General features: G+C 71.9%; 17 protein-coding genes. 7 read left to right on the top strand and 10 right to left on the bottom strand.

What is annotated here, in order from left to right:
- The first annotated feature begins 30 nt into the window (after positions 1 to 30).
- Positions 31 to 1,356: a glycosyltransferase gene (locus tag ACFY3N_RS26245; protein WP_390819187.1), complete on the top strand. Its 1,326-nt coding sequence runs from the start codon at positions 31 to 33 to the stop codon at positions 1,354 to 1,356.
- Between the two features lie 281 nt (positions 1,357 to 1,637).
- Here ACFY3N_RS26245 and ACFY3N_RS26240 read toward each other — a convergent pair whose 3' ends face one another.
- A complete protein-coding gene (locus ACFY3N_RS26240) occupies positions 1,638 to 2,516 on the bottom strand; it encodes a DMT family transporter (protein ID WP_390819186.1) in 879 nt (292 codons plus the stop codon).
- 23 nt (positions 2,517 to 2,539) lie between these two features.
- Entirely contained in the window at positions 2,540 to 4,039 is a 1,500-nt protein-coding gene (hpnR, locus tag ACFY3N_RS26235; RefSeq protein ID WP_390819185.1) for a hopanoid C-3 methylase HpnR, read from the bottom strand.
- A 285-nt stretch (positions 4,040 to 4,324) separates the two neighbouring features.
- Here hpnR and ACFY3N_RS26230 point away from each other — a divergent pair, with 285 nt between their 5' ends.
- From ACFY3N_RS26230 to ACFY3N_RS26220, 3 genes are all read left to right on the top strand, one after another.
- On the top strand, positions 4,325 to 5,188 hold the full coding sequence (locus ACFY3N_RS26230) for an SDR family NAD(P)-dependent oxidoreductase (protein WP_390819297.1): 864 nt from the start codon (positions 4,325 to 4,327) through the stop codon (positions 5,186 to 5,188).
- A gap of 226 nt (positions 5,189 to 5,414) precedes the next feature.
- Complete coding sequence (locus tag ACFY3N_RS26225) at positions 5,415 to 6,998, top strand: acyl-CoA carboxylase subunit beta (protein ID WP_390819184.1); 1,584 nt, start codon at positions 5,415 to 5,417, stop codon at positions 6,996 to 6,998.
- Between the two features lie 35 nt (positions 6,999 to 7,033).
- Positions 7,034 to 7,222, top strand: coding sequence for an acyl-CoA carboxylase subunit epsilon (locus ACFY3N_RS26220; protein ID WP_390819183.1), 189 nt, complete (start codon positions 7,034 to 7,036; stop codon positions 7,220 to 7,222).
- A gap of 189 nt (positions 7,223 to 7,411) precedes the next feature.
- Here the strand turns inward: ACFY3N_RS26220 and ACFY3N_RS26215 are convergent, their stop codons facing one another.
- The 8 genes from ACFY3N_RS26215 to ACFY3N_RS26180 all read right to left on the bottom strand — a co-directional run bounded on the left by ACFY3N_RS26215 (position 7,412) and on the right by ACFY3N_RS26180 (position 18,036).
- Positions 7,412 to 7,993, bottom strand: coding sequence for an ATP/GTP-binding protein (locus ACFY3N_RS26215; RefSeq protein ID WP_030216560.1), 582 nt, complete (start codon positions 7,991 to 7,993; stop codon positions 7,412 to 7,414).
- Entirely contained in the window at positions 7,974 to 8,546 is a 573-nt protein-coding gene (locus ACFY3N_RS26210) for a DUF742 domain-containing protein (RefSeq protein ID WP_390819182.1), read from the bottom strand. Before ACFY3N_RS26210 ends, ACFY3N_RS26215 begins: the two co-directional genes overlap by 20 nt.
- Positions 8,547 to 8,640: 94 nt before the next feature.
- Complete coding sequence (locus tag ACFY3N_RS26205) at positions 8,641 to 9,054, bottom strand: roadblock/LC7 domain-containing protein (protein ID WP_004983065.1); 414 nt, start codon at positions 9,052 to 9,054, stop codon at positions 8,641 to 8,643.
- Positions 9,055 to 9,064: 10 nt separating this feature from the next.
- Positions 9,065 to 12,355 carry a nitrate- and nitrite sensing domain-containing protein gene (locus tag ACFY3N_RS26200; RefSeq protein ID WP_390819181.1) on the bottom strand — a complete coding sequence of 1,097 codons (3,291 nt, stop codon included), beginning with the start codon at positions 12,353 to 12,355 and terminating at the stop codon, positions 9,065 to 9,067.
- Between the two features lie 376 nt (positions 12,356 to 12,731).
- A complete protein-coding gene (locus tag ACFY3N_RS26195) occupies positions 12,732 to 13,322 on the bottom strand; it encodes an ATP/GTP-binding protein (protein ID WP_390819180.1) in 591 nt (196 codons plus the stop codon).
- Positions 13,303 to 13,698: a DUF742 domain-containing protein gene (locus ACFY3N_RS26190; protein ID WP_390819179.1), complete on the bottom strand. Its 396-nt coding sequence runs from the start codon at positions 13,696 to 13,698 to the stop codon at positions 13,303 to 13,305. The genes ACFY3N_RS26195 and ACFY3N_RS26190 overlap by 20 nt, the downstream gene beginning before the upstream one ends.
- Positions 13,699 to 13,809: 111 nt before the next feature.
- Positions 13,810 to 14,223 carry a roadblock/LC7 domain-containing protein gene (locus ACFY3N_RS26185; protein ID WP_003973453.1) on the bottom strand — a complete coding sequence of 138 codons (414 nt, stop codon included), beginning with the start codon at positions 14,221 to 14,223 and terminating at the stop codon, positions 13,810 to 13,812.
- 9 nt (positions 14,224 to 14,232) lie between these two features.
- The gene (locus ACFY3N_RS26180) at positions 14,233 to 18,036 is read right to left on the bottom strand and encodes a nitrate- and nitrite sensing domain-containing protein (RefSeq protein ID WP_390819178.1); all 3,804 of its coding nucleotides are present in this window, start codon (positions 18,034 to 18,036) and stop codon (positions 14,233 to 14,235) included.
- Positions 18,037 to 18,641: 605 nt separating this feature from the next.
- On the opposite strand from ACFY3N_RS26180, the gene ACFY3N_RS26175 reads away from it, so the two are divergent.
- The 3 genes from ACFY3N_RS26175 (at position 18,642) to gltX (ending at position 21,308) form a co-directional block, all read left to right on the top strand.
- Positions 18,642 to 18,830, top strand: coding sequence for a hypothetical protein (locus ACFY3N_RS26175; protein ID WP_390819177.1), 189 nt, complete (start codon positions 18,642 to 18,644; stop codon positions 18,828 to 18,830).
- A 176-nt stretch (positions 18,831 to 19,006) separates the two neighbouring features.
- Positions 19,007 to 19,792, top strand: coding sequence for a fumarylacetoacetate hydrolase family protein (locus ACFY3N_RS26170; RefSeq protein ID WP_390819176.1), 786 nt, complete (start codon positions 19,007 to 19,009; stop codon positions 19,790 to 19,792).
- Entirely contained in the window at positions 19,785 to 21,308 is a 1,524-nt protein-coding gene (gene gltX, locus ACFY3N_RS26165) for a glutamate--tRNA ligase (RefSeq protein WP_390819175.1), read from the top strand. The genes ACFY3N_RS26170 and gltX overlap by 8 nt, the downstream gene beginning before the upstream one ends.
- The last annotated feature ends 130 nt before the right edge of the window (positions 21,309 to 21,438 follow it).

The raw sequence follows: 21,438 nt of genomic DNA, 5'->3' as shown, positions 1-21,438 counted from the left end.
AGCCCCCGGAACGGGTGGTACCCGCCGGTCGTGTCCTCGGTCGCGGTCCTGGTGGAGCTGCTGCGGCGTGATACGTCGGGCGGCCAGGTGAAGTGCTGGGAACACTTCGCGCGGAGCGCCGCCCGCCTGCCGGAGCCCCTGCCCGACGGCTCCGGCGGCACACCCCTCGACCTGACCGTCTACTTCCTCGGCGAACGCGAGCGGGTCGAGCCGCTCTCCCCGCGCGTCCGGTTCGTCGTGCTCCGGCCCGTGCTCAGCTCGGCGGCGACGCGTTCGGCCGACCGCGCGGAGGACGTCTGCGACCTCGCGCCGTACCACCCGCGGCTCGCCGCCCTGCTGCCCCGCCACGACGTCTGGCACCTGACCCACGGCTTCGCCTTCGCCGCCACCGCCGTACGGCTCCACCGCCACGCGGCCCGGCGGTCCGGCCCGCGGCCCCGGCTCGTCGGCTCCGTGCACACCGACGTACCGCTGCTGGCCTCCGTCTACGCCCGCTATCTGGCCGAGCGGTGGCTGCCCGGGAGCCATCCGAAGGTGGAGGACCTGCTCGCGGACCGGGCCGAGAGGGCGCTGCGCCGGCGCCGGGACCGGCTGCTGGACGCCTGCGAACGCGTACTCGTCCCGACCCCGGAAGGCCGCGCGGAACTCGCCCGCGTCCTCGGGCCGCACCGGGTCGCCCTGCTGCGCCGGGGCGTCGACCACGAACTCTTCCGGCCCGACCCCACCGCGCGGGCCTGGCTCGCGCGCGCGTACGGCGTCCCGGCCGACCGCCCGCTGGTGCTGTTCGCGGGCCGGCTGGACGCCAGCAAGGGCGTGCCGCTGCTGACCGAGAGCGTCCGGCTGCTGCGCGCCGGGGGCAGTGCCGCGCACCTGGTCATGGCGGGCTCCGGCGCCGAGGAGGACGCCGTGCGCCGTGCGCTCGGCCGGGACGTCACCCTGCTCGGGCCGCTCCCGCAGGACCGGCTGGCACGGGTGTACGCCGGCTGCGACGTCTTCGCCTTCCCGTCCCGCACGGAGACCAGCGGCAACGTCGTCGCCGAGGCGATGGCGTGCGGTCTGGCGGTGGTCCTGCCCGAGGGCGCGCACACCACCCGCTGGCTGTCCGCACCGGGCCTCGACGGCATCGTCGTCCCGGCCGACGACCCCCGGACCTGGGCGGACGCCCTGCGCCCGCTGACCGACCGCCCCGCGCTACGGGAGTCGGTACGGCACCGGGCCGCGGAGACGTCCCGGAACACCCACCCCACCTGGGACCGCGTGCTCGCGGAGGACCTCCTCCCGCTCTGGTCCGCCCCCGCCCGGGCACCCCGGCCCGCCCCGCACCCGGGCCGCACCCCCGGCCCGCACGCCTCCTGAGCCACCGCGCCGCCTTCCGGACCGCGAAGGAGCGGCCCGCCCGCCGGCGGGCACCACGGAAGCGCCCCGTCCCGGTCGCCGGGACGGGGCGCGGTGCGGGAGCGGCCGGGACGTCACCGTCGAAGTGACGGCGGACGCCGGACCGGAACCGCGGGCGGGCCCGCCCGCGGACGCAGGGGACGGCGGACCGATGCCCCGGCCGGCCGCTCGCGCCGCCGGTGCCGTCCGCCCGTCCGGCTTCCGCCGCGGTGAGGCGGACGGTTCCCGGGCGGGGCCGGGCCTCAGGCGGTGCCGGCTCCGTGGCGGCCGTGGGACGCCGCCACGACCGGGGACGTGTCCAGGGCGGTGATGCCCGCCGCCACCAGGACCAGACCCGTCACCGTCACCGCCGAGGCGGGCCAGCCCGTGCGGAGCGTCTCGTCGAAGAGGAGGGTGCCCATGGCCACCGCGACCACCGGCTCGGTCGCGTCCAGGACCGTCATGCTCGCGGCGAGCGGGCCCCGCTGGAAGGCGCTCTGGATGAGCAGCAGGCCGCCCACGCTGGCCGCGACGAGCGCGTAGGTCTGCCAGGCGGCCAGGGCCGTGAGCGGCCCGTGCCGGAGCCGGTCCACCGTCGCGGCCAGCAGGACGGACTGGGTGCCCATCACCGCCCCCGCGGCGAGCGCCGTCGCCGAGGCCCGCCACGGACCGGACAGCACCCGCGCGGTCGCGAGCGCGGCGCCCACCACGGCCGCGACCGCGCCGACGGCCAGGAGCCAGGACAGCAGGCCGGCCGCCCGGGGGTCGCCGCCGTGCGGGCGGGCGGAGAGCAGCGCCAGCGCCAGCCCCGCCGCCACCGCGAGCGTGCCGGACCACTCCCGCCGGCCCAGCCGCAGCCGGTACAGCCGTGCCGACAGCGGGACCGCGAAGACCAGTTCGGCGACGATCAGCGGCTGCACCAGGCTCAGCGGCCCGAACGCCAGCGCCAGCGACTGGAATCCGTACGCCACCACGGCCAGCCCGATCCCGCACAGCCACAGCGGGTCCCGTGCCAGCCGCCCCAGCAGCCGCGCGGTGAGCGCCTCCGCGTCCGGCCGCGCGGCCGCCGCCCACTGCTGCATGACCCCCGCGACGGCGAAGCAGACACCGGCGGCGAGCGAGGCGAGGACGGCTACCGCCATGGCGGAGGAGTCCCGGCGGCCGGCTAGTCCGGTGTCCGGCCGGGCGTCGTGCCCCGCGCCGCCTCCCGGGTGTGGACGTACAGCATGCGCCGGTCGCCGATGTCGAGGCGCTGGGGGAGCGGCAGTTCGTGGCGCACCGGCCGCGCGTGGTCGGCGAGCTGCCGGCGCGGGTTGTAGACCTGGTTGAACTTCCAGAGCATCCGGGCGAAGTTGGTCTGCCCGTGCAGCAGGTTGCGGCCGAGCACGCGCGCCGCGCCGAACGCCGTGCGCACTCCCAGGTGCTTGCGGTTGATGACCGCCTGGGTCCGCACCAGCTCCTCGTAGAAGCGCTCCAGCGGCAGCGTGGTCGGCACCACCGCGTGCTGGATGTCGAAGAGGCGGTAGTCGCGGGTGGTGAGCCGGCGCGACTCGGTGTGCCAGATCTCCGTACCCGGATACGGCGTCATCACCGTGAAGTGCACGATCTCCGGCACGGCCAGCGCGAACTCCCGCACCACCCGGAAGCGCTCCTCGTCCCAGGCAGGGTCCACGATCAGATTGATCGCGACCTTGATGCCGAGCCGCCGTGCCGTCTCCAGCGCCTTCAGGTTCTCGTCCGGGCTGACCCGCTTGCGGTACAGGTCGAGCCCCTCGGCGTCGATCGCCTCCATGCCGAGGAACATGTAGCGCAGCCCCAGCCGCGCCCACCGCTCGAACACGTCGGGATGGCGCAGCAGGACGTCGGAGCGCGTCTCCAGGTAGTACCGCTTGCGGATGCCGCGCCGCTCCACCTCCGCGGCGATCGCGTTCCCGTGCTCGGGCCGGATGAACGCCACGTCGTCCACGATGAACACGTTCGGCTCGCGGATCCCCGCCAGCTCCTCCGCCGCCGCCTCGGGCGAGGCCTTGCGGTAGCTGCGGCCGTAGAACGTCCACGCCGAACAGAAGGAGCAGTCCCAGGGACAGCCGCGGGTGAACTCGACGGACGCGCACGGGTCGAGCTCGCCGATGAAGTAGCGGCGCCGGTTGCGCATCAGATCGCGGGCCGGGAGCGGTCCGTCGATGCCGTGCAGCATCAGCGGCGCCGGACCGCGCCCGGCCGCCGTGACGACGCCCGGCACGCCCTCCACCCCGCCGTCGCGCACCGCCTCCAGCAGCGGCGCGACCGCCGGCTCCCCCTCCCCGCGGACCACCGCGTCGACCGCGCCCGCCGCCTGTTCGACGACCTCCTCGGCGACGAACGAGACGCTGTGCCCGCCGAGGAACACGAAGCAGCCCGGCACCTCCCGCTTCACCCGCGTCGCCAGCGCGATCGCCTCGGGGATGTTCGCCAGGTAGTTCAGCGAGATGCCGAGCGCCTCCGGGCGGAAGGACCGCACCTCGTCGCGGAGCCGGTTCACCCCCAGCACCTGGAGGTCGACGACCCGGACCTCGTGACCGGCCGCGCGGGCGGCGCCCGCCACCCGCTCCAGGCCCAGGGGCTCGAGGCGGAGGAAGATCTCGGAGTACATCAGGGCACTGGGGTGGACGAGCAGCAGACGCATGGTGACCTCGCCACGGGGACCGGACGGACCGGGTACGGAAGGGTGTCTCCTTCGTATCCCTGCACACCGGACCGCGTACCCGCCCATACGCCCGCCTGGCCGCATCCCACGGCACGCAGGAGTGGTCCTGCGGCGCGGAGCACGCCCCCGGGAGCCGCGACACGGCCCGCCGGCGTGGGGCCGGAGCGGGCCGGGCGGACGGACTCCAGCGCTGGCGGGGTGCGCCGGAGTGGGGGTGTCCTGGATGACGAGGACCCGCAGCGACAGCGCATGGGAGACCGACTCGTGACCACCACCGGCTCCGCTTCCGGCTACGACCCCCCGGCGGACCCCGCACACGGTGCCGCCCGTGCCGCCGCCTCCGCCCCGGCGGCGGCGCGCGGCCACGGGCCGCCGCCGCGCACGGACCGGCGCGTCGCCCTCGTCACCGGCGCCTCCTCGGGCATCGGCGCGGCCACCGCGCGGCGCTTCGCCGCCGGGGGCTGGCAGCTGCTGCTCAACGGCCGGGACCGGCGGCGGCTGGAGGAGACGGCGTCCGGCACCTCGGCGGTCCTGCTGCCCGCCGACCTCGCCGCGCCGGACGGGGCGAGGATCCTGGCGGAGGCCGCGCTGCGGAGGACCGGACGCATCGACGTGCTGGTCGCCGGGGCGGGCATCGGCTGGGCCGGCCCGTTCCTGACGATGCCGCACACCGACATCGACCGGGTGCTGTTCCTGGACCTCAACGCGACGCTGCACCTCGTGCGGGAGGTGCTGCCCGCGATGGTGGCGGCCGGCGGCGGCCGGGTGGTGCTCGTCGGCTCGGTGGCCGGCTCGGTGGGCGTACGGGAGGAGGCGGTGTACTCCGCCGCCAAGGCCGGGCTCGCCGCGTTCGCCGAGGCGCTCCGGCAGGAACTGCGCGGTACGGGCGTGGGGGTGACGCTCGTCGTGCCCGGACCCGTCGAGACGGGCTTCTTCGCCCGCCGCGGCACGCCGTACCACCGCTCCCGCCCGCGCCCCACCTCGCCCGGCCGGGTCGCGGCCGCCGTCTGGAAAGCCGTCTCGCGGGGCCACGACGACATCTATATCCCCACCTGGCTCGCCCTCCCCTCCCGGGTGCGCGCCCTCGCCCCCGGCCTCTACCGCAAGCTCCTGAACCGCTTCGGCTGAGGCCCCGGCGCGGGCGGGCCGACCCGAACGGGTGCATGCGCCACCCAGGAATGTGAGCGGATTCTCAGACGGCGTCTTTGTATGACCTCCACAAGCCGGACGCCCTCTGAGCAGTCGGAACGGCTGCATGGCGCCGAGGTTCTGTTCAGGGGTACCAGGAAAACACCCCGGAGACTGTGAGGAGTCAACGGCTCGCATTTCCGGGTGGGCTTCGTAAGGTCACTACATGACCGTTTTGGATGAGGCGCCGGGTGAGCCGACCGACGCGCGCGGACGCGTGGCCGAACTGCACGAGATCCGTGCCCGGGCACTGGCCGGCCCGAGCGAGAAGGCGACCCGGGCGCAGCACGCCAAGGGCAAGCTGACCGCGCGGGAGCGCATCGAACTCCTGCTGGACCCCGGTTCCTTCCGTGAGGTCGAGCAGCTGCGACGGCACCGGGCCACCGGCTTCGGTCTCGAGGAGAAGAAGCCGTACACGGACGGCGTGATCACCGGCTGGGGCACCGTCGAGGGCCGCACGGTCTTCGTCTACGCCCATGACTTCCGGATCTTCGGCGGCGCGCTGGGCGAGGCCCACGCCACCAAGATCCACAAGATCATGGACATGGCCATCGCGGCCGGCGCACCGCTGGTGTCGCTGAACGACGGCGCCGGCGCCCGTATCCAGGAGGGCGTCTCCGCCCTCGCCGGATACGGCGGCATCTTCCAGCGCAACACCAAGGCATCCGGCGTCATCCCGCAGATCAGCGTGATGCTCGGCCCCTGCGCGGGCGGCGCGGCCTACAGCCCCGCCCTCACCGACTTCGTGTTCATGGTCCGTGACACCTCGCAGATGTTCATCACCGGCCCGGACGTCGTCAAGGCGGTCACCGGCGAGGAGATCACCCAGAACGGCCTGGGCGGCGCGGACGTGCACGCCGAGACCTCCGGTGTCTGCCACTTCGCCTACGACGACGAGGAGACGTGCATCCACGAGGTGCGCTACCTCCTCTCCCTGCTTCCGCAGAACAACCGGGAGAACCCGCCGCGCGTGGAGTGCTCCGACGCCGCCGAGCGCCGCGGCGACGCCCTGCTGGACCTGGTCCCCGCCGACGGCAACCGGCCGTACGACATGGCCAAGGTCATCGAGGAGATCGTCGACGACGGCGAGTACCTGGAGGTCCACGAGCGCTGGGCGCGCAACATCATCTGCGCCCTGGCCCGGATGGACGGCCAGGTCGTCGGCATCGTCGCCAACCAGCCGCAGACGCTGGCGGGCGTGCTGGACATCGAGGCGTCCGAGAAGGCGGCCCGCTTCGTCCAGATGTGCGACGCCTTCAACATCCCGATCCTCACCTTCCTGGACGTCCCCGGCTTCCTCCCGGGCGTCGACCAGGAGCACGGCGGCATCATCCGCCACGGCGCCAAGCTGCTGTACGCCTACTGCAACGCCACCGTGCCGCGGATCTCGCTGATCCTGCGCAAGGCGTACGGCGGTGCCTACATCGTCATGGACAGCCAGTCCATCGGCGCCGACCTCACCTACGCCTGGCCGACGAACGAGATCGCCGTGATGGGCGCGGAGGGCGCGGCCAACGTCATCTTCCGCCGCCAGATCGCCGAGGCCGAGGACCCCGAAGCCATGCGGACGCGCATGGTCAAGGAGTACAAGTCCGAGCTGATGCACCCGTACTACGCGGCCGAACGCGGTCTGGTAGACGACGTGATCGACCCCGCGGAGACCCGTGAGGTGCTGATCCGTTCGCTGGCGATGCTGCAGACCAAGCACGCCGATCTGCCGTCCCGCAAGCACGGCAACCCGCCGCAGTAACCCGGCGGACATCTCTCCCAGGGAGACTGAGAGCCATGAGCACACCTGACATCCGTGTCGAGAAGGGGCACGCCGGGCCGGAGGAGGTCGCCGCGATCACGGCGATCCTGCTGGCCAGGGCCGCCGCACAGCCCGCGGCTCCGGCCCACCACGGCCGCGCCCGCGCCGGCTGGCGCCGCCTGGAACGCGAGAACGGCTTCCGGGCCCCCCACAGCTGGCGCTGACCCCACGTACGTGAAGAGGCCCCTCCTTCCGAGGAGGGGCCTCTTCCCATGCGCACGGGGCGCGGGGCTGTGACCATGTGCGGCCGGCGCCGCATGGGCGCGACCGGCCACGGACCGCCCGCACCCGGCATGCGACGGCCCCCGGCGGCCCAGTGACCGCGGGGGCGTCGCGCAGCCCGGCGGCAGCCGTCAGCGGAGGCGGGCCATCAGGGCGTGTTCCACCAACGTGATCAGCGCCGACTTCGCGTCGGCACGGTGCCGGGCGTCGGTGGTGATGATCGGGGTGTCGGGACCGATCTGCAGCGCCTCCCGCACCTCGTCCGGCTGGTACGGCTGCTGGCCGTCGAAGCCGTTGAGGGCGATCACGAAGGGAAGACCCGAGTTCTCGAAGTAGTCGACCGCGGGGAAGCAGTCGGCGAGACGCCGGGTGTCCACCAGCACGATCGCGCCGATGGCGCCGCGCACCAGGTCGTCCCACATGAACCAGAAGCGGTCCTGACCGGGCGTACCGAACAGGTACAGGATCAGGTCCTGGTCCAGGGTGATACGGCCGAAGTCCATGGCCACCGTGGTGGTGGTCTTGTCCCCGGTGTGGGTGAGGTCGTCGATGCCTGCCGAAGCAGACGTCATGACGGCCTCCGTGCGCAGCGGGTTGATCTCCGAAACGGCCCCGACGAACGTGGTCTTGCCCACGCCGAAGCCACCCGCCACCACGATCTTCGCCGAGGTGGTGGAGCGGGAAGGACCGCCGCTAGAGCTTGCGAAGTCCACTGAGCACCCTTTCGAGCAGTGTCACGTCTGGCTGGCCGCCGGCGCTCTCGTCGCCGCCGGGCTGATGGATGGCGACCAGTCCCGCCTCCGCCAAGTCGGCGACGAGGATCCTGGCCACGCCGAGAGGAATGGTCAGCAGGGCCGAGATCTCGGCCACCGACTTGATCTCCCGGCAGAGGGTGCAGATCCGCTGATGCTCGGGCAGCTGGCCCTGCATCTGGTGCGGCTGCGCGGTGGTGTGTACCAGTGCCTCGATGGCGAGCTGGTACCGCGGCCTGGTGCGGCCGCCCGTCATCGCGTACGGGCGCACCAGGGGATTGTTCGACGACCCGGCGGGGGCCGGATCGGGTGCTCGGCGCTGCGGCTGCACGGGCTGGATGCGCGGGGCATGCGGCTGCTCGTACGGCGAAGGGCCGGGGCCCTGCGGCACGTACGGCTGCGGGTGGTTCGGGGCGGAAGGGTAGCCGTACCCGCTCTGAGCACCGTCGTTCTGGCCCTGTGCGGGACCGTACGACCAGTTGCCCGACGATGAACCGCCTGGGGGTGTTGCCACTTTCTCCTCCTCCGACTGTGCCTGGCACCCATCACTGTGGAGCCGCGTCCCGAAACCTTACGGCCCCGGGACGCCAAAACGCACCGTCTGTCCTTTAGTTGAGAAGGCTCCCCTGGAGCTCCGCGCGGAGGTCCGGCGTCAGGACCGTGCCGGCTCGGTCGACCAGAAGGGCCATCTCGTACCCAATGAGGCCGATGTCCGCCTCCGGATGTGCGAGAACCGCGAGCGACGAACCGTCGGAAATGGACATGATGAACAGGAATCCCCGCTCCATCTCCACAACCGTCTGGTTCACGCTGCCGCCCTCGAAGATCCGGGAGGCGCCTGCCGTCAGAGACGTCAGACCGGAGGCGACGGCCGCGAGCTGGTCGGCGCGGTCGCGGGGAAAGCCTTCGGACATCGCCAGAAGGAGTCCGTCGGCGGAGACCACCACCGTGTGGGACACCCCCGGGGTGTTGTCCACGAAGTTGGTGATCAACCAGTTCAGGTTCTGTGCCGCCTGGCTCATCGGGCTCACACTAACGCTCCTGGTTGTAGGTGCTGTCAGGACCGAAGCCCTGGCCGTTCGTTTCACTGCCCGCGCCGCGGCCCCGTTGGACACCGCGCCGCAGGTTGCTCAGCCTGCCCCGGACGTCTTCCGGGGCGCGGGAGACCTGGGGGCCTCCCTGAGGAGTGGTTTCGGCGGCTCCCTGGACCAGATTGGCCTTGGGGACCCGTCGCGGCAGACCGGAGGAGGTCACTCCGCCCGCCTTGGGCTTCCGGAGCGCCGATGCCTGCTGCCAGCGCTCGTCGTTCGCCGAACGCCAGCCGCTGTCGCCGTCACCCTCCGGAGTGGAGGCCGGCTGCTCCTGGCTCACGTGCCCCGGCCCGCCCGAGCCGCTCGCGCCGCCCGCGGTGGATCCGCGGCGGGGGAGCCCGGCGTCGGTCAGCGCGTGGACGTCGGAGGCAGCCGGTTCCGGACGGTCGAAGCCTACGCTGTCCCGCTCACGTGCGTCAGCGGCCTGCGCATTTTCCGGTTCCGGGGTCTGAGCAGGGTACTGGCCCGGGTGCTCGTTCCGGTAACCGTCCTGCTGGGGCCAGTCGTCCGCCTGGCGCCGCCCGGTGAAGGACGAGAAGGAGTCGGCGGCACCCGCCGCCGCGCCGCCGCCCTGGACCGGCTGTCCGTAGGAGGGGTCCGGGTAGCCGCCGTCGGCCGGGAAGGCGTCGTTCTGCGGACCCTGGCCGTTCGGCGCGTAGAACCCCTCGCCGTACGCCTGCTGCTGCGGCTCCTCGTACGCCGTCTGCTGCCCGTCGCCGTACGCCTGCCGGTCGTACCCGGCGGTCTGCTGCTCCTGGTAGCCGCCGTCGAAGCCCTGGCCGTTGCCGTCGAAGCCCTGGCCGTTGCCCCCGTAACCCTGGCCGTTGTCGTAGCCCTGGGGGGCGGCGAACTCGTCCGGGTGGGCGGGCGCCCCGGGGGTCTCCTGGGCGTTCGGCTCGGGCTGCGCCTGGGTCTCCAGCGCCGTCCGGCGCCCCTCGCGCATCAGGGAACGGCCGACCGGGTCCAGGTCGCGGATGTCGTCCGGGACCTCCGTGTAACGGCTGTCGTCGAAGCCCAGCTCCGCGGCGGTGCGCAGCGGCTGCCGGCTGAAGTCCTCACCCTGGAAGTTCTGCTCCGGGATGATCTGCGAGACCGTGAACTCGTCGCGGGCCATCGGCTGCTCGCCGCCACCGCCGTGGGTGATCGCGTCCGGCAGCATGACCAGCGACGTGGTGCCGGCCTGCTCGCCCGAGGGGCGCAGCTGGACCCGGATGCCGTGCCGGTCGGACAGCCGGCCGACCACGAACAGGCCCATGCGCTGCGAGATCGCGGCGTCCACGGTCGGCGGGTTGGCCAGCTTGTGGTTGATGTCCGCGAAGTCCTCGGCGGTGAGGCCGATGCCCTTGTCGTGGATCTCGACCATCACGCGGCCGTCGGGGAGACGGGTCGCGGTGACGCGGACCTTGGTCTGCGGGGAGGAGAACGTGGTGGCGTTCTCCAGGAGCTCGGCGAGCAGGTGCACGAGGTCGGTCACCGCGCGGCCGTGGATCTCGGCCTCGGGGACACCGGACAGCTCGATGCGCTCGTACTGTTCCACCTCGGAGGAGGCGGCGCGCAGCACGTCGACCAGCGGCACCGGCTGGTCCCAGCGGCGGCCGGGCTCCTCGCCGGCGAGGACGAGGAGGTTCTCGCCGTTGCGGCGCATACGGGTCGCGAGGTGGTCCAGGCGGAAGAGGTTCTCCAGCTGGTCCGGGTCGGCCTCGTTGTTCTCCAGGTCGGTGATCAGGGTTAGCTGACCCTCGATCAGGGACTGGTTGCGGCGCGAGAGGTTGGTGAAGATCGCGTTGATGTTGCCCCGCAGCAGCGCCTGCTCGGCGGCGAGCCGGACGGCCTCGCGGTGGACCTGGTCGAAGGCGCGGGCGACCTCGCCGATCTCGTCGGTGGAGGAGATCGGGATCGGGGCGACCTTGGTGTCGACCCGGCCGGGGTCGGTGCGGGAGAGCTGGTCGACCAGCATCGGGAGGCGCTGCTCGGCGATGCCGAAGGCGGCGTTGCGCAGCTGGCGCATGGAGCGGCTCATCTGGCGGGCCACCATGCCGGCCAGGATGAACGCGGCGAGCAGGGCGACCACGACGGCGGCACCGGTGATGAGGGCGTCGCGCTGGGCGTCGTCGGCGATCTGCGAGGCCTCGCTCACCGCGGTGTCGGTGAGGTCGGACTCGATCTCGCGGTAACCGTCGAACTTGAGGGTGTTCACGGCCCACCAGTTGGCGGGGGTGATGCCCTGGGCGGCGAGCTCTGCGCGGGCGGACGCGTCCGTGGAGGGGAGCCGGCCCAGCTCGGAGATCATCGTCTCCGGCTTGGCGGGCGGCGCCACGTAGTCCGGGTCCCGCTCCTTGGCCTCCTTGGCCATGGCGGCGCCCTCGGCCTCGATCCGCTGCGCGGTCTGCTCCAACTTGGCCGAGTCGGCCTCGGTGCCACCGCCCCGGTACTCCTCGATGGCGATGCGCTCGAGGTAGGCGTACGAGGAGAGGGCCACGCGCTGGCTGGCCAGCTGGCTGTCGGTCGGGCCGGGCTTCACCAGCAGGTGCATGCCGATGGAACGCTCCAGCGACAGGGCCGACTTGGTCAGCGAGATCGCGTAGACCGTACGTCCGTAACTGGTGATGTTGCCGGTGCCCAGACCGAGGTCGTTGGCGAACTCCATCAGCGGGTGGGCGACGGAGACGTAGCCCTCCTCGGTCGCGACGCCCTTGAGCTTGGAGGTGTACGCCGCGGCGCGCAGCGCGGTCAGTTGCGGCTCCGCCTCCCGGAACAGCTCCATCCGGCGCTTCAGGCCGGGCTTGTCCGGCATGTTCTGCGCGGCCTCGTCGAAGGCGTCGGCGGCCTCGTCGGTCGCGGCGCGGGCCTTGACGACGTCCGGGTCGTCCTTGCCCTTGCCCTGCAGCAGGGGGACCGCGGTGACGTCCCGCTCGTTGTAGAGGGCGTTGGCGTAGGTGAGGGAGGCCTGGACCAGGAGCGCGGTGTTCTCGGCGTCCTCGGCCTCGTTCCAGGTGTCGATCGAGCTCTTCACCTGGAAGCCGCCCATGACCAGGCCGACCAGCACGGGTATGAGGAGGATCGCGTTCAGCCTGGTCGTCACGCGCCAGTTGCGCGGGGAAAGGCGCCCTCCGCTCTTGGCGGGTGCGGCCGTCGGTTCGGGACCGGGCACGGGGGCGGGCGCCGCTGTGCGCGGCGGCGGCGTGAAGTTGCCCCGGGCCGATGGCTCGGGACTGTTCTTGCTTCGCCTCACTCGACCAACAACCTCTCGGCGGTCGGCACCTTCGTCGTGCCGCTTCGTCTCAGTGCCCGGTGTGCCGTCAACGGTGGAGTACGTCTTTGACTATTGGGCAGTTCAGGCATTCCAGCATGACGAGCAGCGCTCTTCCAAACACTGGAAGACGGAGAATCCGAGTGAGGTAAGCCCCAGATAAAACGGTCATAAAGAGCGAGCACCGGCAAAAGGCGGGCGGTTCGTGAGCGCAGTGGCATCGCGCGACCGCGTCGCGTGTCGACCTCCCCCGATTCCTCTGCCGAAACGTTATGAACACCGGGGCCGGCCGTGTCAAAGGACACAGCCGGCTCCGGTGCACCTACGACGACCGCCGTACGCCGCCTCTTGACCGGCCCTACCTGAGACGCGCCATGAGGGCGTGCTCGACCAGGGTGATCAGCGCACCCTTCGCGTCCGCGCGGTGCCGGGCGTCGGTGGTGATGATCGGGGTGTCGGGACCGATCTGGAGCGCCTCCCGCACCTCTTCCGGCTGGTAGGGCTGCTGCCCGTCGAAGCCGTTGAGGGCGACCACGAAGGGCAGCCCGCTGTTCTCGAAGTAGTCCACCGCCGGGAAGCAGTCCGCCAGCCGGCGGGTGTCCACCAGGACCACCGCGCCGATGGCGCCGCGCACCAGGTCGTCCCACATGAACCAGAAGCGGTCCTGACCGGGCGTACCGAACAGGTACAGGATCAGGTCCTGGTCCAGGGTGATACGGCCGAAGTCCATGGCCACCGTGGTGGTGGTCTTGTCCCCGGTGTGGGTGAGGTCGTCGATACCCGCGCTGGCGGAGGTCATCACGGCCTCGGTGCGCAGCGGGTTGATCTCCGAGACGGCGCCGACGAACGTGGTCTTGCCCACGCCGAAGCCGCCCGCCACCACGATCTTCGCGGACGTGGTGGTGCGGCTGTCGGAGACCGTTCCGCCGCTAGAGCTTGCGAAGTCCACTGAGCACCCTTTCGAGCAGTGTCACATCCGGGGCGCCGGTCGTCTCGTCGCCGCCCGGCTGGTGCACGGCGACGAGTCCCGCCTCCGCCAAGTCGGCCACCAGGATCCGGGCAACACCCAGCGGCATGTTGAGCAGCGCCGAGACCTCGGCGACCGACTTCACCTCACGGCACAGATGGCAGATGCGCTGGTGCTCCGGAAGGAGCCCCATGAGCGCTGCCGGGTCGGCCGTCGTACTGATCAGTGCCTCGATGGCCAGCTGATAACGCGGCCTGGTCCGGCCACCGGTCATCGCATAGGGACGCACCAGTGGCTGGTCGCCCTCATCCTCGTACGGCTCGGCGTACGGATCATGAGAGGCGGGGGGCGGGGTCATGGATCCTCCGGGCGGGACAGCAAGTCGGTCAGTCAAGCCGTCTGACGGGGCCGGTGGGGGGAATGTGGCGGCCGGACGGTGATTTGGTGAGACGGGTGGTGCCGGGGCCGATCAGTGCAGCAGACTTCCCTGTAGTTCGGCGCGCAGGTCCGGGGTGAGGACCGCCCCCGCACGGTCGACCAGGAGTGCCATCTCGTAGCCGACGAGGCCGATGTCGCACTCGGGGTGCGCGAGAACGGCCAGGGACGAGCCGTCCGAGACGGACATGAGGAAGAGGAATCCCCGCTCCATCTCGACGACCGTCTGGGCGACGTTGCCGCCTTCGAAGATCCGGGAGGCGCCGGCCGTCAGGGAGGTCAGTCCCGAAGCGACGGCCGCGAGCTGGTCCGCGCGGTCGCGCGGGAACCCCTCGGACATGGCCAGCAGGAGACCGTCGGCGGACACGACGACGGTGTGGGACACCCCGGGGGTGTTGTCCACGAAGTTGGTGATCAACCAGTTGAGGTTCTGTGCCGCCTGGCTCATCGGGCTCAACTAACGCTCCTGCTGGTGAGTGGGGTTCGGGAAGGTGCCGGTCTGGGTGGTACCGGCCTGACGACCCTGTGCGATACCCCGACGGAGATTGGTCAGCCGGCCGCGCACGTCATCGGGGGCGCGCGAGACCTGAGGACCGCTCTGGTGCTGTTGCTGCTGAGCTGTACCCGGGACGAGGTTCGCCTTGGGCACCCGGCGCGGCAGGCCGGAGGTGGTGACGCCGCCAGCGGCCGGCTGCCGGACGCGTTCGGCCTGCCGGACCAGCTCGTCGTTGGGCGAGCTGCGCCAGGCGGTGGAAGCGGACCGCTGCGGACCGGTGGGGCCCTGCGGCTGCTGGGGCTGCTGTTGCTGCTGGGGTGCCGGAGCCGAGCCGTTGCCCTGCTCCTGGCCGCCGCCACCGTGGAACCAGTTGGTCTCCAGCGTGTCGTACAGCGGCGTACGGCCGTCGCCCGGACCGGACGCGGGCGGCAGCGCCCACGCGTCGGACACCGCGCGCTCGTCGGGCCGCTGCGCACCGCCGTTGCCCTGCTGCTCCGGGTGGACCGGACGCTGCTGCGGGGCCGGCGGACGCGGGGCGGCCGGGCCGGCCCCGTACGCGCCGTTCGGCTGCGGACGCTCGAACTGGCCGGTGACGGCCGGGTCCGCGGCGTTCGGACGCTCCGGGAGGGAGTGGCGGCCGGTGGCACCGTTGTCCTGGCCCGGCATCTGGAACTGGTTGGTGGAGCCGTTGTCGTAGCCCTGCGGAGCGGGGAACTGGCCCGTCGCGGCCGGGTTCTGCCCGCCCGGACCGCCCTGCGGGGCGCCGAAGATGTCGCCGCGGACGAACGGGCCCGTGTTCTGGGCGTCGTTGCCACCGGGCTGGGCGTACTGGCCGGTGTGCTGGACACCGTTCGCACCGGGCTGGGCGTACTGGCCCGTGTGCTGCGGGGCGTCGGCACCGGGGGCGCCGTAGGCGGGCGCGCCGGGGTTCTGACGCTCGTCGAACCGGGGGATCTCCGCCGTCGCGCCGGGGCCCTGCCGGTCGTCGAACCGGGGCATGGACGAGGTCCGGGCGACGTCCGGCTCCTCGTGACCGCGCGGGGTGTCCAGCGAGGCGCGCGGCACCGGCGGCTGGGCGTTCTCGTCGCTCCAGCTGGGCACGCGCTGCTGCTGGTCACCGCCGGGCAGCTCGGGACGTCCACCGCCGCGCGGCGGCAGCTGCGGACGACGGCCGCGCTCGGGCTTTCCGCTGCCGCGCTGCGGCGGCACCTGGCCGCGGCCGCCACCGAAGGCGTCCTGGTCCTGCTGTCCGCCCGGGCCCGTGCCCTGCGCGCCCTGGGGGGCACCGGGCGCCTGGCCGCCGAAGCCGGCCGGAGCCGGACGGCCCTGCGGAGCCGCACCGGGAGCACCCCGGTCGAACAGCGACGGCGTGGGGTTGCCCGGCTGGCCCTGCGGCCCCCGCGCCCCGTCGGGCCGGCCCGCGCCGTCCCGCCCGGGCAGCGCGGCCCGCGGCCCCTGACCGGCACCGAGCCGGCCGCCGCCGGGCGCGCCGGCGCCGAGAGCACCGCCCGCGGACTGGCCGGCGCCGGCCGCACGCCGTGCGGCCGCGGCGCCCGCGGCCGCCTGCGCGGCGGCGGGGCCACCGCCGCCCGCGCCCGGCTGACCCGGCTTGCCCTGCGGCTTCTTGCCGCCCTGGGCGACGTCGACGGGCAGCATGACCAGCGCGGTCGTACCACCGGAGTCGGACGGACGCAGCTGGATGCGGATGCCGTGGCGCTGTGACAGACGGCCGACCACGAACAGACCCATGCGGCGGGAGACGGAGACGTCCACGGTGGGCGGCGAGGCGAGCCGCTCGTTGATCGCCGCCAGGTCCTCCGGCGACAGACCGATACCGGTGTCGTGGATCTCGATCAGCACCCGGCCGTCGGGCAACGCGTGACCGGTGACCTTGACCTTGGTCTGCGGCGAGGAGAAGGAGGTCGCGTTCTCCAGCAGCTCGGCGAGCAGGTGCACGAGGTCGTTGACCACGCGGCCGGCCACTTCGGTGCTCGGCACGGAGGCCAGCTCGATGCGCTCGTACTGCTCCACCTCGGAGGCGGCGGCACGGAGCACGTCGACCAGCGGGACCGGACGGGTCCACCGGCGGCCGGGCTCCTCACCCGCGAGAACCAGCAGGTTCTCACCGTTACGGCGCATACGCGTGGCGAGGTGGTCCAGCTTGAACAGCGAGGACAGCTGGTCCGGGTCGGCCTCGCGGGACTCCAGCTCGGAGATCAGCGACAGCTGGCGCTGGATCAGACCCTGGGAGCGGCGCGAGAGGTTGGTGAACATCGCGTTGACGTTGCCCCGCAGCAGGGCCTGCTCGGCGGCGAGGCGGACCGCCTCGCGGTGCACGTCGTCGAAGGCCGCGGCCACCCGGCCGATCTCGTCCCGGGAGTGCACACCGACCGACTCCACGGACGTGTCGACGTCCTGCGGGTCGGACTCGGACAGCTGCTTGACCAGCTCGGGCAGGCGTTCCTGGGCGACCTTGGTGGCGGTCTCCTCCAGCCGGCGCAGCGAGCGGATCATGGAGCGGGCCACGACGAAGGCGCCGACCAGCGACACACCGAGCACGAGCAGGATCAGCACACCGGAGACGATCGCGTCGCGCTCGGTGGCGCTGCGCAGCTCACGGGCCTTCTGTTCCATGTCCTCGAGCAGCGTCAGCTCGATGTTCTTCATCTGCTGGATCTTGGTGCCGCTGTCGTCCAGCCAGTCGCGGTAGGACCGCTTGCCGACCGACGAGAGGCCGAACTCCGAGGCCAGGGCGCGCCCGGCGTACTCGTCGGTGGCCTTGATCGTGCTGTTGCCCTCCTCGATCGGCAGCAGCAGCTCGGTGGCGGCGACGTCGCCGTAGATGCTCTTGAAGCTGCGGATCTCGGACTTCTGGCTCGCCAGCGCCGACTCGGCGTAGAGCCGGTCGTTGTCGGAGAGTTCGCCCTTGGTGGTGTTGCTGGCGGGCAGCGCCGCGGCGAGGACCGCGCGCTGGATCGACGCGTACTCCTTGGCGGAGGAGAAGGACGCCAGGGCACGGGTGCGCTGGATCATCTCGGGGTTGCTGGTCGCCTCCGCCATGTCCTGCGAGAGCTCGACCAGCTTCTCGATCAGACGGTGGTAACCCTCGACGGTCTGGGTGGAGTTGTCCTCCGACTGGAACGCCGTGTTGCGGATCTTCTCGAGCTCGCCCAGTTCACCGGCGAGCTGCACCAGGTTGTCGCGGACGCCCTTGAGGTTGCCGTCCTTGCTGGCGTCGTCGATCTCCTCGGAGCTGTCGATGAAGAGGTTGCGCGCCCGGTCGGTCTTCTCGCGGTAGCCCTTGACCGAGAAGTCGGTGGCCTTGCCGCCGTGCGCCAGCGGGCCGGCCGACTGGTCGCGCTCCTCCTGGAGCGCGGCGGCCAGTTCGGTGGCCTGCTTGGTCATGTCCGTCAGCAGCTTCATGTTGTCGAGCTGCTGGATGTCGTCCATCGACTGGTTGATGCGCAGCGCGCCCAGCGAGGTGGCCGCGACCACCGGGAGGGCGAGCAGCGACACCAGACGGGTCGAGATCCGCCAGTTCCGCAGGGCTATTCGCGGTCCCGGGCCGGTCGGGCCCTTCGGCGCGGCCGACGCCGGGCTCGGCGCCCCGGCCTGTGCGGCGGAGTCCTCGCCGCCGTTCCCGGATGCGGACGGGCCCTGGTTCTGGGCGTGCTGGGGCGAGGAGCCGACGGCCCTGGGGCCAGTCCCGCCGTGCGGCTCCGGCTCCGCCGAAGCGCTGCCATCCCTCTTGAAACGTCCCTGCACTAGCGTCGCAACCTCTGAACCAGGCACCCCTCCGCGTGAACGGCGGGGCACGGTGTCGGCGTCATAGGGGCGCCCTGAATACGCCCCGTGGTGGTCGTGAGTGACCGGCGCTGGTTCCCCCTTCTCGCCCGCCACTCGGCGCGTCTGTGCGCCCCCTGCGCGCCGGCTCGATCCTGCGGCGGTCCGTGGAATTCCAGCACAGTGCAGGACCTCCAACAAGGCCCACCGCCTTACGGGTGGGATACGTGACACCACGTGAGTGGCGGGTCACCGGGGGTAGAAAGTGATCACGTCCATAAGGGACGTATGCCCGCGAGTCGACAGGGCGGTCCGGGTGTCCCAGTCGCCATGATCAGGAGCGGAATGATGGCTTCAGGGGGAGAATGTCCGATTCCCTCTCGCCGGGACCCGGGCTGGAATGGGTGTTTTGTCCGGTGATCCGTGAGCAAACTCACACCCTGATCAGGGTCTCCGGCCGCAGTCGGCGGGGAATCGCATGTTTAGCCTGACGCTTTACAGGGATGGCAAAACCGACAACCCGCGCCCTCGCCGGGGTCTCCTACCCCCTTCCGGGCGCCCGTGAACAGGACAGGGTCAAGTAAACAGTGAAGACGACGACGATGTTCCACAAGATCGCCAACCCGCGGCGCACCACGCTGGCCCACCTGAACGGCGCCGATGAACTGCAGACGCCGGTCCAGCCGGAGCACACCGTCGACCTCCCGGCCCAGACCGCCAACCCCAAGCGCACCGTCCTCATGGAGATCCCGGCCGCGGCCGACGCCGCGCAGTGACACCGGTCCATACGGACACCGGCCGCGAAACACTCAAGGCCCACCGGACGAGGGGCGCCCCACGGCGACGTGGGCGCCCCTCGTCGCTGCGCGGGGTTGTTCCGCGAGGCGGGGACCCCCGCGCGTTAGCCTGGAGCGTCAGACTTCAGCCGATCGGTCAAGGGGACGAGCATCCCGTGCGCATCGCCAGATTCTCCATCGACGGGAACGTCGCCTTCGGCGCGGTCGAGGGTGAGAGGCAGGACGAACTCGTCCTGGACATCATCAAGGGCATCCCGTTCGCGGACTTCGAGCTCTCCGGCACCAAGGTCCCGGTGAGCAAGGTCAGGCTGCTGCCCCCGGTGCTCCCCAACAAGGTGGTGGCCTTCGGCCGCAACTACGCCGAACACGCCAGGGAACTCGGCAACGAGGTGCCCGAGGCCCCGTTCGCCTTCTTCAAGCCCTCCACCTCGGTGATCGGCCCCGGCGACGAGATCCAGTACCCCTCCTTCTCCCAGGAGGTGCACCACGAGGCCGAGCTGGCCGTGGTGATCGGCCGGATGTGCCGCGAGGTCCCGCGCGACCGCGTCAAGGACGTGATCTTCGGCTACACCTGCGCCAACGACGTCACCGCGCGCGACGTCCAGAGGCGCGAGAAGCAGTGGGCCCGGGCCAAGGGCTTCGACACCTCCTGCCCGCTCGGCCCCTGGGTGGAGACGGACCTCGACATCGCCGCCGCGGGCGACCTCACCATCCAGCTCACGGTCAACGGCGCCCAGCGCCAGCTCGGCCGCACCAGCGAGATGACCCACTCCATCGAGGACCTGATCGTCAACATCTCCGAGGCCATGACACTGCTCCCGGGCGACGTCGTCCTCACGGGTACCCCGGCTGGGGTCGGCCCCCTCAACGTCGGCGACGAGGTCGCCGTCACCATCGAAGGCATCGGCACTCTCACCAACAAGGTTGTCAAGCGTGGCTAGCGCATCCGGCACTCCCTCCCCCAAGTCCTCGACTCCGCTCGGACAGGGGGTACCCCCACGCGTCCGTTTCTGCCCGTCGCCCACCGGTAACCCCCACGTGGGCCTGGTCCGCACCGCCCTGTTCAACTGGGCGTTCGCCAAGCACCACGGCGGCACCCTGGTCTTCCGCATCGAGGACACCGACGCGGCCCGCGACTCCGAGGAGTCCTACGACCAGCTGCTCGACTCGATGCGCTGGCTGGGCTTCGACTGGGACGAGGGCCCCGAGGTCGGCGGCCCGCACGCGCCGTACCGCCAGTCGCAGCGCATGGACATCTACCGGGACGTCGCGCGGAAGCTCCTCGACGCCGGCCACGCCTACCACTGCTACTGCTCCCAGGAGGAGCTGGACACCCGCCGTGAGGCCGCCCGCGCCGCCGGGAAGCCCTCCGGGTACGACGGCCACTGCCGCGAGCTGACCGACGCGCAGGTCGAGGAGTACCGGGCCCAGGGCCGCGAGCCGATCGTCCGCTTCCGGATGCCCGACGAGACGATCACCTTCACCGACCTGGTCCGCGGCGAGCTGACCTTCACCCCGGAGAACGTCCCGGACTACGGCATCGTCCGCGCCAACGGCGCCCCGCTGTACACGCTGGTCAACCCGGTCGACGACGCCCTGATGGAGATCACCCACGTCCTGCGCGGCGAGGACCTGCTCTCCTCCACCCCGCGCCAGATCGCCCTCTACAAGGCGCTGACCGAGCTGGGCATCGCCAAGCGGACCCCCGCCTTCGGCCACCTGCCGTACGTCATGGGCGAGGGCAACAAGAAGCTCTCCAAGCGCGACCCGCAGTCCTCGCTCAACCTCTACCGCGAGCGCGGCTTCCTCCCCGAGGGCCTGCTCAACTACCTCTCCCTGCTCGGCTGGTCGCTCTCCGCCGACCAGGACGTCTTCTCGATCGACGAGATGATCGCCGCCTTCGACGTCGCGGACGTGCAGCCGAACCCGGCCCGCTTCGACCTGAAGAAGTGCGAGGCGATCAACGGCGACCACATCCGCATGCTCGACGTGAAGGACTTCACCGAGCGCTGCGCCCCCTGGCTCAAGGCCCCCTTCGCGCCCTGGGCCCCGGAGGCCTTCGACGAGACCAAGTGGCAGGCCATCGCCCCGCACGCGCAGACCCGCCTCAAGGTCCTCTCCGAGATCACCGACAACGTCGACTTCCTGTTCCTGCCGGAGCCGGTCTTCGACGAGGCGTCCTGGAACAAGGCCATGAAGGAGGGCAGCGACGCCCTGCTGCGCACCGCGCGGGAGAAGCTGGAGGCCGCCGACTGGACGTCCCCCGAGTCGCTCAAGGAGGCCGTCCTGGCCGCCGGTGAGGCCCACGGCCTCAAGCTCGGCAAGGCCCAGGCCCCGGTCCGCGTAGCCGTCACCGGCCGCACGGTCGGCCTGCCGCTCTTCGAGTCCCTGGAGGTCCTGGGCAAGGAGAAGACGCTGGCAAGGATCGACGCGGCGCTGGCGAAGCTCACCGCGTAGCCCGCGGACCGTCGAGGGGCGGGGCCCCGGGGGAACCCGGGGCCCCCCCCCCCCGGTACCCGGGCCCGCCCGGGGGAAGGCGCTCCCGGGGGGTGTGCGGGGGCGGGGCCCAGCGGGGGTAGGGGGGCAA

The organism is Streptomyces sp. NPDC000348, from assembly GCF_042898795.1.
Classification (GTDB): Bacteria; Actinomycetota; Actinomycetes; order Streptomycetales; family Streptomycetaceae; genus Streptomyces.
The sequence above is the reverse complement of the archived record's forward strand: the minus strand, read 5'-3'. Positions and strand labels throughout refer to the sequence as shown.